We start from the raw sequence: 14,124 nt of genomic DNA, 5'->3' as shown, positions 1-14,124 counted from the left end.
CGGCTGACACGTCCAAGACTGATCACATGACGTCACCGCTTTCTGCTCTCTTTGAGGCCCGCCGCGACGATCTGATCGCGCTCACTCAGGATCTGATCCGCATTCCCACACTCAATCCGCCGGGACGGGACTACCGGGCAATCTGCGAATACCTCGACCGCCGTCTGAGCGCGCGCGGTTTCAGCACTGAACTGATCCGCGCGACCGGCACGCCCGGTGACAGCGACCGCTATCCGCGCTGGAACATCATCGCCCGCCATTCCGGACCGCACGGTGGCGACTGCGTGCATTTCAACAGTCACACGGATGTGGTCGAAACGGGAAGGGGCTGGAGCTTCGATCCCTTCGCCGGCACCGTGAGCAATGGCAGGATCTACGGACGCGGCGCCTGCGATATGAAAGGTGGTCTCGCAGCTTCTGTTATTGCCGCAGAAGCCTTTACAGAGACACATCCGGAGTACAGCGGCCACATTGAGATCTCAGGCACGGCAGATGAGGAATCCGGTGGCTATGGCGGTGTCGCTTATCTTGCGGAACGGGGTTATTTCAGCCCGGACCGTGTGCAGCATGTGATTATTCCCGAGCCGCTGAACAAAGACCGCATCTGTCTGGGCCATCGCGGTGGCTGGTGGGCGCAGATCGAAACCAAAGGCGAGATTGCACATGGCTCAATGCCTTTTCTGGGCGATTGCGCTGTCCGTCATATGGGGGCGGTGCTGTCCGCCTTTGAAGAGACGCTTTTTCCTGCCATGGCCGCGCGCCGGACTGAGATGCCCGTGGTGCCCGAGGGCGCGCGCCAGTCCACCATGAACATCAACTCGGTGCACGGTGGCGAGCCCGAGCCGGAACCCGGTTTCTCAGGCCTGCCCGCGCACTGCGTACCCGACAGCTGCCGGATCGTGATCGATCGCCGCTTTCTGGCAGAGGAACCGCTGGATCAGGTGCGCGCCGAGGTCACCGCCCTGCTGGAGGGGCTGAAAGAAACGCGGGCAGATTTCGACTACACCCTGACAGAACTGAACGCGGTGCTGCCCAGCATGACGGACCGTTCGGCCCCTGTGGTACAGACGGTGGCCCGGGCGATTGAAGATATCATGGGCAAAAAGCCTGACTATGTCGCCTCTCCCGGAACCTATGACCAGAAACACATTGACCGCATCGGCAGGCTGAAAAACTGCATTGCCTATGGCCCGGGGATCCTTGAGCTTGCGCATAAACCGGATGAATACGTCGGCATCGATGATATGCTCGACAGCGCAAAGGTCATGGGGCGCACGCTGGAAACTCTGCTGACCGGCGCGGCCTGACGGCACCCCTGCGCCACGTCCGCGCACGAATGTTCCGCCTGACCCGCCTGAACGGACCCTGCTGGCCGCCACGACGGCCAGTTTGCAGGATGGTCTCCGGCAGGCACTGGTCGGCCCGCGTGGCGCCGCAGGCAGACCGCAAAGCTGCTCAAATGACGCCCGGTCCTGCACAATGCGGGCAAAGGGGCTCTTGAATGCCGTCATGTTTGTTGTGACACTTAACGCTGACAGGGTGCCGCAGCCCCGCGGTGAACAGATTAAGGAACCGTCATGCAGTCCATCAAAAGCAGCCTTCTGGCCATGGCGCTGGCCGCCACCGCCGTCAGTGCCACGGCGCAGACCGACATCACCGTGGCATTGCAGCTGGAACCGCCGCATCTCGACCCGACCTCCGCTGCGGCGGGTGCCATCGATTCCGTGCTCTACTCCAACGTTTTCGAGGGGCTTACCCGGTTTATGGCCGACGGCTCGGTGGTTCCCGGTCTGGCAAAGTCCTGGGAAATCTCCGATGACGGGCTGAGCTATACCTTTACGCTTCAGGACGGTGTCACTTTCCATGACGGCACAGCCATGGACGCCGAAGACGTGAAATTCACGCTCGACCGGATCCTGGCCGAAGACAGCGCGAATGCGCAAAAAGCACTTTACGAGGCCATCAGCGCGGTTGAGGTCGTCAACCCGCTGACCCTGCGCATCACCCTTTCTGAGCCCAACGGCAATCTGCTCTTCAATCTTGCCTGGGGTGATGCTGTAATCGTGGCCCCCGAAACCATCGGTAATATCAAACAGATGCCCGTGGGCACGGGTGCCTTTAAGTTTGTGCAATGGGCGCAGTCAGACCGGATTGAACTGGTGCGCAACGACGATTACTGGGGCACGCCCGCCGTGCTGGAAACTGCGACGTTCAAATTCATCTCTGATCCCACCGCCGCTTTTGCCGCTGTAATGGCCGGTGACGTGGATTTCTTCTCCGCCTTCCCGGCCCCGGAAAACCTGCCGCAGTTCGAAGCCGACCCCCGGTTTCAGGTGCTTGTCGGCTCCACCGAGGGTGAAACTATTCTGAGCACCAACAACAAAATGCCGCCCTTTGACAATCTGCTCGTCCGCCAGGCTGTGGCCCACGCCATTGACCGCCAGGCGATCATTGACGGCGCAATGTTCGGCTATGGCACGCCGATCGGCACCCATTTTGCGCCACACAACCCGGCCTATGTGGATCTGACGGGACAATCCGCCTACGATCCCGAAAAGGCGAAAAGCCTGCTGGCCGAAGCGGGCCTTGCAGACGGCTTCGAGACGACGCTTTATCTGCCACCCCCCTCCTATGCCCGACGCGGTGGCGAGATCATCGCCTCACAACTCGCCGAGGTCGGCATCACCGCAAAGATCACCAATGTTGAATGGGCGCAGTGGCTCGAATCAGTCTTCCGCGGCAAAGATTTCGGCCTGACCATCGTCAGCCACACCGAACCCATGGACATCGGTATCTATGCCAACCCGGATTACTATTTCCAGTACGACAATCCGGAGTTTCAGGAGCTGATCGCAAAACTGAACAGCACCACCGACCCTGAAATGCGCATCGAAATGATGGCCAAAGCACAGAAAATCATCGCGGATGATTACGTTAACGGATACCTGTTCCAGCTTGCCAATACCTCGGTGGCCAAAGCCGGTCTGCAGGGCCTCTGGGCCAATGCCCCGACCCAGGCCACGGATCTGACTGCTGTAAGCTGGGCAGAATAACCGTCGGGTGAGGCGCGCTCCGTCACAGAGTGCCCGGGCGGTCAGCCCGGGTATCTCGCTGACGCAGCCGGATCAGAATGACCGCTACCCATCCTGCGTCCCGCTCAGAGACTTCAGGCCAGGCATAAATCCGCGGGTTATTCCGACCGGGTTCAACGCTGCTGCGCAGAGCGCGATGAAATTTGAGGCGATGCCACAAAAATACACAGCCTGACCGGAGAACGCACATGCGTGACAGTCACGGGTATGTTACAACCTGACACCATCTTCACGTGTGAAGCCTGCGGCGAGGCAGGATACACAGCGTATAAGGGAGCTAACCGTGACCGATCTTGAAGAACGTGCCATTCATCTTCAGTCTCTGCTTGAACAGACCCCGCATCGTGAACAACTGGTTCTCCAGCCGAGAATCGACCGGGTCATTGCAGCACTCAGATCGCAGGGCCTTGCAGTCCCGCCGCGCCTGCGGCGGCTGAACGAAAGTCTGCGGGCAGATGCTTTCGACGAAATGTTTGACAATATGCCGGTCTGAAACCCGCTCCGGCGCTCAGCTGCGCCGGGGTGAGGCAAAAACAGACGGTGCTGTCCGGGGCTTTGCGGCTGCGGACGCAAACCGGGGTGTTGCCGGGGTGATCGCCTGATCGGCGCGCAGAAAGCGGCAGATCTGGTCGTGAGCGGCTTTGATCTCGTCCATCTGCCCGCGCACGAGGTAAATCGGCCGCGGGTTTGCGCGGACTTTGAGACAGAGTGCGGCATCCGCTGTCTGCCCTTCCGGGCGGAACACATAGATGCTCCTGACGTCCGATGTCGCGAAATGCTGACGCACCCGGGCACGCCCCTGGCTGTTCAGCATGCAGGTCCAGACCTCCCGCTTTTCCCGATCGATCCCGAATTCGGGCAGATACCCCCGGGTCATCCATGCATAAAGACCAAGACCGGCGGCCACGGCCGATCCTGAGAGCATCAGCGGTGCTGACACCCCGAAAGCTGCCGGGAAAATCTGTGGCAGAAAGAGCTGCAGATAGGCGCAGACAAAAAGCAGGGCAATCAGCCCGCCGGTCAGCGCTTCGGCGTTACGGCGCGACCGGGACTTTTCGCGACGCTCCGACAGCACAAAGCGCTGCGGGGTGATGCTTGTCTCCAGCAGGACCATCCGCGTTTGCGAAGGGCTTCCGAATTTCAGGTTGCTGCTCATGCCTTGCTCCGGGCTTTTTTGTTTTCGTGCATGGTTCTGCCCGCTCAAAATGGCAGGGTGCAGACACCGGCATGTGCAACCCGTGGTAACTTTGTGTCCGATTTTAATCAGATTGTCGGGAATATGGCAGATCACCTGGCACAACTGACGCAGCGCATGACGGCCGGATCGAGCTCAAGACGCGGAAATCCGATGAACTCACCGCAGTCATCGCACCAGCCGAATTCCCCGGTTTCAAGCCTTTCCAGAGCGGCAAGAAGCGCCCGCGCACGCCCGTCCCGGCGGCCCGGCATTGCCTTGGCCATCGCCTGCCCCTGCAGGGCATCCATGCGCGACAGACGCCCCACACTCTGCTGATCAAGCATCACCGGTTTGCGGTCGCTGCCGGTCTGCGCGCTCGTATCCGCGATCTCGTTGAGTTCCGCGGCAATGCGCCCGGCGAAACGAACACGACAGGCTTCAGGGCTTGTATCGTCAGTCATTGTGACAGCCTTGCATGGTTCAGCCGGACGGCAAAGTGCACAATCCCGGGTCTCAGCCGGGCGGGCGCGCCAGCAAAACCTGCACACGGTCTTTGATGATGTCGCGCACCGGCCCGCCCCGCGGCGCATCGCGCAGGGTTGTAAACCAGTGCACAGGCGGATTCTTTCCCCGCCGGTTGCCTTCAAAACGCAGCCCGCGCAGCACGGCTTCCGCCGCAGGGGGCAGCCGTTCGGGGATCTCATGGCCGTTGAGCGTTGCCCAGACCCCTGTCCAGAGCCGTCCCACCGACCACGGGTTATACCCGCCACCGCCCAGCACCAGAAGCCGGGGCGCCAGCGCCATCAGCGCCTCCAGAACTGCCCAGTGTGCGTTGTTGCTCAGGCTCAGATGCGCCAGCGGGTCTTCTTCCACCCCGTCGGCCCCGCACAAAAGCACGATGGCATCCGGCCGGAACGCCGTCACCCGCGGTACGATCAGCGCATCACGGATAAAAGCCATTTCGCTGTCGTTCAGCCCGCGCGGCACCGGCATGTTGATAGCGGACCCGCCCGCATCATCCTCAAGCGGCCCGGTGCGCGGCCAGAGGCGTTCTTCATGCACCGAGATCATCAGACACTCGGGGTCCCCGTGAAACCCGACCGCCACCCCGTCACAGTGATGCGCATCGATATCGACATAGGCTATCCGCCGGACCCCGTTCCGACGCAGGCTCAGCATCGCCAGCACCGGGTCGTTCAGATAACAAAAACCGTTAGCGCGGTCCGGCATGCCGTGGTGTGTACCGCCCGGCGGGTTATAGATAACGCCTCCCTCGCGCAGCAGCTCTCCTGCGAGCAGCGAGCCGCCCGCTGCCGTCGCAGGACGCCGGTAGATTTCCGGATAGACCGGGTTGGTAACCGATCCGATATCATGGCGCGCGGTATCGGTGTCGGTGGCGAGTTGCGTGGCCTCGACCCGCTGCAATGCGGCGAGATATTCAGGGGTGTGCCAGACTTCCAGCGCTTTCGGCTTGGCCCGGGGGGCGGTGATGAACTGCGCAGAGGGCAGCCAGCCCAGAGCGCGGCTGAGATCCATCACGGTACTCACCCGTGGCACCCTCAGCGGATGCCAGCGACCATAACTGGAGTGCCGGAAAATCTCGGCACCAATGAAAAGCGGGTGGTCCATAGAGGGGAGCAGATAAACCATTCGCGCTGCCGAACAAGCCCTCTGGACCAGGCCCGGGGCAGGCCCTAACCTGCGCTGTGATGCTGCGGTATATTCTGAAACGTTCCGGCTCGCTCGTCCTCAGCCTCGCAGTCGCGTCGCTGATTATCTTTGCCGTGACGGAGATCGCACCAGGCGATCCCGCCTCGTTTATGCTGGGGCTGAATTCACAGCCTGAAACGCTGGCGGCGCTGCGCACGGAACTCGGCCTCGATGTGCCCAAAATCCAGCGTTATTTTGCCTGGGTCGGGGGCATGCTGACGGGCGATTTCGGCACCTCTTATACCTACCGCACCGAGGTCTCCGACATGGTTGCGGACCGGATCGCGGTCTCCCTGCCGCTGGCCGCCTATGCGCTGGCGATCTCTGTGGTTATCGCCATCCCGGCGGGGCTTTTCGCCGCATCCCGGCGCGGTGGCGCAGGCGACACCGGCGTGATGGCCGCAACACAACTGGGCGTCGCAGTACCTAATTTCTGGTTTGCGATGATGCTGGTGCTGGTCTTTGCGATCCACTGGTCGTGGTTTCCCGCAGGCGGTTTTCCCGGCTGGAACAAAGGCGTTGGCACCGGTCTGCGCGCGCTCACCCTGCCTGCCATCGCACTTGCACTGCCCCAGGCCGCGATCCTGACCCGGGTAATGCGCTCTGCCCTCCTGGATGTACTGAGCGAGGATTTCATGCGCACCGCCCGCGCCAAGGGGCTCAGCCCGCGCCAGGCGCTCTGGCGGCACGGGCTGCGCAATGCTTTTATCCCTGTGCTGACGGTGATCGGCCTGCAGTTTTCCTTTCTTTTTGCCGGCACCATCATCATCGAGCAGGTCTTTTATCTGCCCGGCCTCGGCCGTCTCATTTTCCAGTCGATTTCGGCGCGCGACCTCATCGTGGTCGAAAGCGTGGTGATGCTGGTCGTTTTCGGTGTCATCATGATCAACTTTCTGGTGGATCTGGCCTATGCCGCCGTCGACCCCCGGCTGAGAACCCGCGCATGAACCGTCAGCTTGCCATCGGCCTCGGCCTCTCCGGGTTCTTCATTCTGCTGGCGCTGGTCTCTCTTGTCTGGACGCCTTTCGATCACACCAGCCTGAACATTCCCGGCAGGCTGCAGCCGCCCGGCGGCGCGCATCTTCTGGGCACGGACCATCTGGGGCGCGATATCCTGTCGATGGTCATGGTGGGTGCGCGCACCTCGGTCGCCGTGGCGCTGGTGGCGCTGGTGATCGGGCTCAGCTTCGGCGTCCCGCTGGGTCTGGCTGCCGCCGCACGCCACGGCAGCTGGCTCGATGAGACGATCATGCGCGGCAATGACATCGTCTTTGCCTTTCCGCTGCTGGTGATGGCAATTCTGATTACTGCCGTCTTTGGTCCTTCTGCTGTCAATGCGATCATCGCTTTCGGCATCTTCAACATTCCCGTTTTTGCGCGGGTGACACGGGGCGCCGCCCTGCCGCTCTGGGAACGCGAATTCATCATGGCCGCGCGGGTCGCCGGCAAGGGTCCTGCGCGGATCTCGCTGGAACATATCCTGCCCAATGTGACGAATATGCTGATCGTCCAGGGGACCATCCAGTTCGCACTGGGTATCCAGGTCGAGGCGGCCCTTTCGTTTGTCGGGCTTGGCGTGCAGCCGCCCACCCCGTCTCTGGGCCGCATGCTGGCGGATGCACAGACCCTGGTGACCCTCGCCCCCCATCTGGCCATTGTGCCGGGCCTGGCGATCATCCTGATCGTTCTGGGGCTCAACCTTGCAGGCGACGGCCTGCGCGACCAGCTCGACCCGCGGCTCAGGCGGCAACGGGTATGAGCCTTCTCGACATCAGCAACCTGTCGCTCAGCATCGGCGGCACGTCCGTCCTGCGCGACGTTTCCCTGCAGATCGGCCAGGGGGAAATCGTCGCACTGACCGGGGAAAGCGGCTCGGGCAAATCCCTGACGGCCTTTTCCGTAATGCATCTTCTGCCGCAGGGCTCTGTGCTTTCAGGCGCCATCCGGCTTGGCGACACCGATCTGACAGCCCTGGACGAGCCCGCCCTCTGCGCGCTTCGCGGCAAAGACATCGGCATGGTGTTTCAGGAACCGATGACCGCGCTCAACCCGGTGCAGACCATCGGCGCGCAGGTCAGCGAACCCGTCCGACTGCACGAAGGCACGAGCCACGCGGCCGCCCGTGCGCGCGCCGAAGAGGTGCTGGCCCGCGTCGGTCTGCCCTCCGACCGCTTCCCCCTGTCGCGCTATCCGCATGAGCTTTCGGGTGGCCAGCGCCAGCGGGTTGTCATCGCCATGGCCATCGTGCTGGGCCCGCGTCTGCTGATTGCTGATGAGCCGACGACTGCGCTCGACGTGACGACCCAGGCGCAGATCCTCGATCTGCTCACCGGTCTCACCCGCGAGGATGGCATGGGCCTTATGATGATCACCCATGATCTGGCTGTGGTCGCCGGCATGGCCGGCCGGATCGCGGTGATGCGCGATGGCCGCATCGTCGAAGAAGCGCCGACGTCTGAGCTGCTGTCCGGCATGCAGCACCCCTATACCAAAGTGCTCTTTGCCGCCTCCGCGCACCGCGTGGTCCTGCCCCCTGCCCCGCCGCCTGAGCCGCTTCTGGTGGCTCGGAATGTCACACGCAGCTACACCCTGCGCCGCACACGGCTCTTTACGAAACCGCCTGTGGTCGAGGCCGTGCGCGACGTGAGCTTCACGCTGAACCGCGGTGAACGACTGGGGCTGGTGGGCGAAAGCGGCTGTGGCAAATCCACCCTCACACGTGTTCTGCTGGGCCTTGACCCTGTTCAGGCCGGTCAGATCACTCTGAACGGTGCCCCGCTGCACGCCGACAGCACCGAAGCGCCGGTGCAGAACCGCATGCAGGTGGTGTTTCAGGATCCCTTCGGCAGCTTCAATCCGCGTCACACGGTCGGCCGTCTGATCACCGAGCCGTTTCATGCCCTGCCGGACGCGCCGGGCGGGCCGGCCCGCGCACAGGCCATCGCGACGGCCCTTTCGGATGTCGGCCTCAAACCCGAAGACCAGCACCGCTATATTCACGAATTTTCCGGTGGTCAGCGCCAGCGGATCGCGATTGCCCGGGCGCTGATCACCCGACCTGATCTGATTATCTTTGACGAGGCGGTTTCCGCCCTTGATGTCTCCGTGCGGGTGCGCATTCTGGACCTGCTGGCGGATCTCTGCCGCAGCTATGGTCTGACCTGGCTGTTTATCTCGCATGACCTCAGCGTGGTTCGGTCTGTCACCGACCGGGTGCTGGTTATGCAGGCAGGAAAAATCGTGGAAGAAGCGCCAACAGAGACCCTCTTTACCGCCCCCCGCCACCCCTATACCCGCAAACTGCTGGCCGCCGTACCGAGGCTCGATCTGCCCGCGCGCAAGGACACGGACCTCCATGTCTGATATCAGCCTGAAACCGATCAGCCCCGCGCGGGATTTCGACGACGTTCTCGATCTCACGGAACGGGCGCGCGACTATGTGGTGCTGGAAGTCGGTCACCCCGCCAATGACGCCTACGTGCGCGACTTTTTCGAGGCGTGCCCGCCCGGTAAAACGCCCGACAGCCTGATCCATTTCGCAGTAATGCGCGGCCAGGAGATGGCCGGCATCGTTGGTATCGCCGCAGGCTATGAGCAACCTGACGACTGGTGGATCGGTCTGATGCTGCTCGATCCTGCTTACCGGGGGCGCGGGATCGGCCATACTGTGATAAAGCTGATCCGGCGGCTTGCCCGAAACGAGGGGATTGCAATGCTCAAGCTCTCGGTGCTCGACGCCAATCCGCGTGGAGAAAGTTTCTGGCGGCGCGAAGGGTTTGTGATGCACCGTGCCGCCCCCGCCACGCCGGAAAGTGACGGGCACGACAGAGTTGTTTTGAGGTATCAGATCAGGGAGGATGACTGAGATGCGACTGACGGGGAAAACAGCTATTGTGACGGGCGGTGCCTCGGGCTTTGGCGCGGGTATCGTGCGCAAATTCACTGCCGAGGGCTGCCGGGTTATGATCGCCGATATCAACGGGCCGGCGGCAAAGGATCTTGCCGATCAGATGGGGGATCACGCCGTGGCGCAGGAGGTCGATGTGGCGGACGGTGCCTCGGTCAATGCCATGGCGACTGCCGCCGCCAGCCTCTGGGGACACGTGGATATTCTCGTCAACAACGCCGGCGTCACCCACCTGCCAACCCCGATGGAAGACGTCAGCGAAGAGGATTTCGACCGCGTCACCGGGGTGAATATGAAATCGGTCTATCTGACGGCGCGCGCGCTGGTTGGTGGCATGAAATCCGCCGGAAAAGGCGCCATTCTCAACATCGCCTCCACCGCGGGTCTCTCACCCCGCCCGAACCTGAACTGGTATAATGCCTCCAAGGGCTGGATGATCACCGCGACGAAAACCATGGCCGTCGAACTCGCGCCATCAGGCGTGCGCGTCAACGCGCTCTGCCCTGTCGCCGGTGAAACGCCGTTGCTGAAATCCTTCCTCGGCGAGGACACGCCCGAGATGCGTGCGAAATTCCTCGCGACCATCCCGCTGGGGCGCTTCTCCACACCGCAGGACATGGGAAATGCGGCCTGTTTTCTCTGCTCGGATGAGGCTTCGATGATCACCGGCACCGCCATGGAAGTCGACGGAGGCCGCTGCATATGAAGCCCGTTAATCTTGCGGAGAAACTGGCGCAGTTCACCACCCACTGGGATCCGCATGTGATCGCCGACTACAATGACAATGAGGTTATGGTCGTGCGCTTTCAGGGCGAATTCCCCTTTCATCTGCATGAGAGCACTGATGATTTCTTTCTCGTCCTCGAAGGGGAAATGATCATGGATCTGGAGGACAGCTCGCATCCTGTCGGGCCGGGCGAGCTTTTTATTGTGCCGCGTGGTGTGACCCACCGCCCGCGCGCTGAGGCCGAATGCAAAGTGCTGCTCATTGAGCCCAAGGGCGAGCCTAATACAGGTGATGCCGCCACCGCTGCAGCGAAACCGAGGATCTGAGCCCGCGTGAATCTTCCGGTTGAAAATGCACTGACGACCTGTCTGCCTCAAAGGGGCCGTATCAGATGATGCACCCCGGACCCCGCAATCTGATTACCGATGTGCCCGGCCTTCGGGTCGGCAACGCGCAGGACGATGCGTTGAAATCGGGCGTGACGGTCCTCACAGCAGACGCGCCTTTCACCACTTCGGTACATGTGATGGGTGGCGCGCCGGGCACGCGTGAAACTGATCTGCTGGCCCCCGATAAATCCGTGACCGCCATTGATGCGCTGGTGCTTTCGGGCGGTTCTGCCTTCGGGCTCGATGCCTGCTCAGGTGTGGTCGCAGGGCTGCACGCCGCCGGGCGCGGCTTTACGGTGGGGTCTGCGCGGGTGCCGCTGGTGCCGGGCGCGATCCTCTTTGATCTGCTGAACGGCGGTGTGAAAGACTGGTCTGACAACCCCTACCCGGCACTGGGGCGCGCCGCGCTGGCGGCCGCAGGTGAGGACTTTGAAATCGGAACTGCCGGCGCCGGAACCGGGGCGCTGACGGCAATGCTCAAAGGGGGGCTTGGCTCTGCCTCGCTGGTGCTGGAGGATGGCCATACCGTCGGCGCACTGGTCGCCGCCAACCCGCAGGGCGCTGTGACAACACCCGGAGAGCGTCATTTCTATGCAGCCCCTTTTGAGATCGACGGGGAATTCGGCGGGCTGGGCACGGACCCTGCCACCGGCCTCGGGCGCGAACTGAAAAGCCGCAAAGCCCAGGCCTTCACGGCAGGCGCCAACACCACCGTCGCCATTGTCGCCACCTCGGCGCGTCTGAGCAAATCAGAGTGCCAGCGCATGGCCATTGCGGCCCATGACGGGATCGGGCGCGCCTGTGTGCCGGCACATTCTCCGATGGACGGAGATCTGGTGTTCGCAGTCTCCCAGGGCGAGAGGGCGGGTAATCTGCCGCTGATCGGACATGCGGCATCGCTCTGCCTCGCACGCGCCATCGCACGCGCGGTCTATGCCGCACGCCCCGCACCCGGCGATCTGCTGCCCTGCTGGCAGGACGTGAACGGCTAGCCGCGCTGGCTGGCCAGATCGACAATCTTGCGGTCCCGGCCAAAGGCGCGCAGCACCGTGCTCAGGATCCCCTCAGCATCCACACCGGCGTCGCGGTACATCTCAGCCGGGCTGGCCTGGTCGATAAACCGGTCAGGCAGGCAGACCGTGCGCAGTTTGCACCCGTGATCCAGCAGACCCTCGCCCGCCATCGCCTGCAGCACCATCGCGCCAAAGCCACCCTCAGCACCCTGCTCCACAGTGATAATCGCCGCATGGGTCTGCGCCAGTCGGGCGATCAGCTCCATATCGAGCGGTTTGGCAAAACGCGCATCAGCCACTGTGGCACTCAGCCCTTCCGCCTCCAGCATCGTGGCGGCGGCCTCGCAATCGCTCAGCACCGTACCCAGCGACAGAAGCGCCACATCGCCCTGACCTTCGCGGATCACCCGGCCCTTACCAATCTCCAGCACCTCGCCGCGTTCCGGCAGCGTGACACCCGTGCCATTGCCGCGCGGATAGCGGAAGGCAATCGGGCCGCTGTCATGCGCGACCGCCGTGGCGACCATATGCATCAGCTCCGCCTCATCGGCAGCGGCCATCACCGTCATGCCCGGCAGTGCGCCGAGATACCCGATGTCGAAAGCACCCGCATGGGTCGCCCCGTCGGCGCCAACGAGCCCCGCACGGTCGATGGCAAAGCGCACAGGCAGACCCTGCAGGGCCACATCATGCACCACCTGGTCATAGCCGCGCTGAAGAAACGTCGAATATATCGCACAGAATGGTTTCAGCCCTGCGGCGGCCATCCCGGCAGCAAAGGTCACCCCGTGCTGCTCGGCGATCCCCACATCAAAAACCCGGCCCGGGAAGCGTTTCGCCATACGGTCCACACCAGTACCGCCCGGCATTGCTGCAGTGATCGCGACAACCCGCGGATCGCGCGCAGCTTCATCGGTCAGCGTATCGCCGAAAACGCCGGTGTAGGACGGCGCATTGGCGCGCGCTTTCGCCTGCACACCGGTGCCTACGTCGAATTTGCTGACGCCGTGGTATTTGTCGGCAGAGCCTTCGGCAGGCGCATAACCTTTGCCCTTGACCGTACAGCAGTGGATCAGCACCGGCCCGGTCGCACGTGTTTTCGCGGCACGCAGCACGCTCAGCAGCTGGCCCATGTCGTGCCCGTCGATGGGGCCGATGTAATCAAATCCAAGCTCTTCGAAAAAGGTGCCGCGGCTTTCCAGCCCGGTAACCATTTCGCGGGCCCGGCGTGCACCTTCGCGGACGGGCTTCGGGGCGAGCTGTTCCATCCCCTCGGCCATAGCCACAAGCCCCCCAAAGGGACCTTTGCGGCTGAGATCCGAGAGCGAGGAAAGGTAAGACGACATCGCGCCCACAGGCGGGGCGATGCTCATCTCATTGTCGTTGAGAATGACGAACATCCGCCGCCCCTCGGCACCGGCGTTATTCAATGCCTCATAGGCCATGCCGGCGCTGATCGAGCCATCGCCGATCACCGCTACCGCATCGCCCGTGGGCAGACCCATGTCGCGTCCCACGGTAAACCCGAGTGCGGCTGAAATCGATGTGCTGGAGTGCGCCGCACCGAAAGGATCGTATTCGCTCTCGCTGCGTTTGGTGAAACCGCTGATGCCGCCGCCCTGGCGCAGCGTCCCCATGCGGTCGCGCCGCCCGGTCAGGATCTTATGCGGATAGCACTGGTGACCCACATCCCAGACCAGCTTGTCGCGCGGCGTATCAAACACCGCGTGGATCGCCACGCTGAGTTCCACCACCCCCAGGCTGGAGCCCAGATGCCCGCCGGTCTGGCTGACGGCACCGACAACCTCCTGTCGCAATTCATCTGCGAGCGTTTTCAGATCGGGGTCTGACAGGCCGCGCAGGTCGGCGGGGCCGGCCACGCGGTCAAGCATGGGTGTCAGGGATCGGGTCATGGCGCACGTCTCCTTTGCAGGAACTCCGGGGGCGTCTTGCCAACGCCCGGATCCGGTGTCCGGAATGAAAAAGGGGTCGCACCGGGTCTTATACCGCTGCGACCCCGGGTTCCTGTAGCCAACAGGAAGGGAACCGGGGTGTTGAGCCCCGTGCCCGGATCAAGGAAGCCGATGATCCGTGCCTGGCGAAACGGGG

The 14,124-nt window shown here is 62.8% G+C and carries 14 protein-coding genes; 10 read left to right on the top strand and 4 right to left on the bottom strand.

Features of this window, described 5'->3' with window-relative positions; translation table 11 throughout:
- Window positions 1-26 precede the first annotated feature (26 nt).
- From G3256_RS18845 to G3256_RS18835, 3 genes are all read left to right on the top strand, one after another.
- Window positions 27-1,307 carry an acetylornithine deacetylase/succinyl-diaminopimelate desuccinylase family protein gene (locus G3256_RS18845; RefSeq protein ID WP_169642543.1) on the top strand — a complete coding sequence of 427 codons (1,281 nt, stop codon included), beginning with the start codon at window positions 27-29 and terminating at the stop codon, window positions 1,305-1,307.
- Between the two features lie 270 nt (window positions 1,308-1,577).
- The gene (locus tag G3256_RS18840) at window positions 1,578-3,053 is read left to right on the top strand and encodes an ABC transporter substrate-binding protein (RefSeq protein ID WP_169642542.1); all 1,476 of its coding nucleotides are present in this window, start codon (window positions 1,578-1,580) and stop codon (window positions 3,051-3,053) included.
- A 322-nt stretch (window positions 3,054-3,375) separates the two neighbouring features.
- Complete coding sequence (locus tag G3256_RS18835; RefSeq protein WP_169642541.1) at window positions 3,376-3,585, top strand: hypothetical protein; 210 nt, start codon at window positions 3,376-3,378, stop codon at window positions 3,583-3,585.
- A 15-nt stretch (window positions 3,586-3,600) separates the two neighbouring features.
- On the opposite strand, the gene G3256_RS18830 is transcribed toward G3256_RS18835, so the two are convergent.
- The 3 genes from G3256_RS18830 to G3256_RS18820 form a co-directional block, all read right to left on the bottom strand.
- Complete coding sequence (locus tag G3256_RS18830; protein WP_169642540.1) at window positions 3,601-4,248, bottom strand: hypothetical protein; 648 nt, start codon at window positions 4,246-4,248, stop codon at window positions 3,601-3,603.
- Between the two features lie 131 nt (window positions 4,249-4,379).
- Window positions 4,380-4,730, bottom strand: coding sequence for a TraR/DksA family transcriptional regulator (locus tag G3256_RS18825; RefSeq protein WP_169642539.1), 351 nt, complete (start codon window positions 4,728-4,730; stop codon window positions 4,380-4,382).
- A 52-nt stretch (window positions 4,731-4,782) separates the two neighbouring features.
- Entirely contained in the window at window positions 4,783-5,898 is a 1,116-nt protein-coding gene (locus G3256_RS18820; protein ID WP_206040836.1) for an acetoin utilization protein AcuC, read from the bottom strand.
- 80 nt (window positions 5,899-5,978) lie between these two features.
- Here G3256_RS18820 and G3256_RS18815 point away from each other — a divergent pair, with 80 nt between their 5' ends.
- The 7 genes from G3256_RS18815 (at window position 5,979) to G3256_RS18785 (ending at window position 11,994) form a co-directional block, all read left to right on the top strand.
- The gene (locus G3256_RS18815) at window positions 5,979-6,926 is read left to right on the top strand and encodes an ABC transporter permease (RefSeq protein ID WP_169642537.1); all 948 of its coding nucleotides are present in this window, start codon (window positions 5,979-5,981) and stop codon (window positions 6,924-6,926) included.
- Window positions 6,923-7,738 (top strand): ABC transporter permease, encoded by an 816-nt coding sequence (locus G3256_RS18810; RefSeq protein ID WP_169642536.1) that lies wholly within the window; start codon window positions 6,923-6,925, stop codon window positions 7,736-7,738. Before G3256_RS18815 ends, G3256_RS18810 begins: the two co-directional genes overlap by 4 nt.
- Window positions 7,735-9,342, top strand: a complete 1,608-nt coding sequence (locus G3256_RS18805; RefSeq protein WP_169642535.1) for an ABC transporter ATP-binding protein — start codon at window positions 7,735-7,737, stop codon at window positions 9,340-9,342. Before G3256_RS18810 ends, G3256_RS18805 begins: the two co-directional genes overlap by 4 nt.
- The gene (locus G3256_RS18800) at window positions 9,335-9,844 is read left to right on the top strand and encodes a GNAT family N-acetyltransferase (protein WP_169642534.1); all 510 of its coding nucleotides are present in this window, start codon (window positions 9,335-9,337) and stop codon (window positions 9,842-9,844) included. The genes G3256_RS18805 and G3256_RS18800 overlap by 8 nt, the downstream gene beginning before the upstream one ends.
- Window position 9,845: 1 nt before the next feature.
- Window positions 9,846-10,592 (top strand): SDR family oxidoreductase, encoded by a 747-nt coding sequence (locus tag G3256_RS18795; protein ID WP_169642533.1) that lies wholly within the window; start codon window positions 9,846-9,848, stop codon window positions 10,590-10,592.
- Window positions 10,589-10,939 carry a cupin domain-containing protein gene (locus G3256_RS18790; RefSeq protein ID WP_169642532.1) on the top strand — a complete coding sequence of 117 codons (351 nt, stop codon included), beginning with the start codon at window positions 10,589-10,591 and terminating at the stop codon, window positions 10,937-10,939. The genes G3256_RS18795 and G3256_RS18790 overlap by 4 nt, the downstream gene beginning before the upstream one ends.
- A gap of 68 nt (window positions 10,940-11,007) precedes the next feature.
- Entirely contained in the window at window positions 11,008-11,994 is a 987-nt protein-coding gene (locus G3256_RS18785) for a P1 family peptidase (protein WP_169642600.1), read from the top strand.
- Here G3256_RS18785 and dxs read toward each other — a convergent pair.
- Window positions 11,991-13,928, bottom strand: coding sequence for a 1-deoxy-D-xylulose-5-phosphate synthase (gene dxs / locus G3256_RS18780; RefSeq protein WP_169642531.1), 1,938 nt, complete (start codon window positions 13,926-13,928; stop codon window positions 11,991-11,993). The two genes, G3256_RS18785 and dxs, sit on opposite strands and share 4 nt — an antisense overlap.
- Between the last annotated feature and the right edge of the window lie 196 nt (window positions 13,929-14,124).

It is taken from the genome of Roseobacter ponti (assembly GCF_012932215.1).
Taxonomy (GTDB): domain Bacteria; phylum Pseudomonadota; class Alphaproteobacteria; order Rhodobacterales; family Rhodobacteraceae; genus Roseobacter; species Roseobacter ponti.
Note: the sequence above shows the minus strand (reverse complement) of the source record. Positions and strands in the feature narration are given on the sequence as shown.

Bases quoted from the DNA above. Each gene is read 5' to 3' on its own strand.
- G3256_RS18810 (WP_169642536.1), top strand. From the start codon at position 6,923: ATGAACCGTCAGCTTGCCATCGGCCTCGGCCTCTCCGGGTTCTTCATT.
- G3256_RS18845 (WP_169642543.1), top strand. From the start codon at position 27: ATGACGTCACCGCTTTCTGCTCTCTTTGAGGCCCGCCGCGACGATCTG.
- G3256_RS18820 (WP_206040836.1), bottom strand. From the start codon at position 5,898: ATGGACCACCCGCTTTTCATTGGTGCCGAGATTTTCCGGCACTCCAGT.
- G3256_RS18825 (WP_169642539.1), bottom strand. From the start codon at position 4,730: ATGACTGACGATACAAGCCCTGAAGCCTGTCGTGTTCGTTTCGCCGGG.
- G3256_RS18840 (WP_169642542.1), top strand. From the start codon at position 1,578: ATGCAGTCCATCAAAAGCAGCCTTCTGGCCATGGCGCTGGCCGCCACC.
- G3256_RS18785 (WP_169642600.1), top strand. From the start codon at position 11,008: ATGCACCCCGGACCCCGCAATCTGATTACCGATGTGCCCGGCCTTCGG.
- G3256_RS18795 (WP_169642533.1), top strand. From the start codon at position 9,846: ATGCGACTGACGGGGAAAACAGCTATTGTGACGGGCGGTGCCTCGGGC.
- G3256_RS18800 (WP_169642534.1), top strand. From the start codon at position 9,335: ATGTCTGATATCAGCCTGAAACCGATCAGCCCCGCGCGGGATTTCGAC.
- G3256_RS18830 (WP_169642540.1), bottom strand. From the start codon at position 4,248: ATGAGCAGCAACCTGAAATTCGGAAGCCCTTCGCAAACGCGGATGGTC.
- G3256_RS18790 (WP_169642532.1), top strand. From the start codon at position 10,589: ATGAAGCCCGTTAATCTTGCGGAGAAACTGGCGCAGTTCACCACCCAC.
- G3256_RS18815 (WP_169642537.1), top strand. From the start codon at position 5,979: ATGCTGCGGTATATTCTGAAACGTTCCGGCTCGCTCGTCCTCAGCCTC.
- dxs (WP_169642531.1), bottom strand. From the start codon at position 13,928: ATGACCCGATCCCTGACACCCATGCTTGACCGCGTGGCCGGCCCCGCC.
- G3256_RS18805 (WP_169642535.1), top strand. From the start codon at position 7,735: ATGAGCCTTCTCGACATCAGCAACCTGTCGCTCAGCATCGGCGGCACG.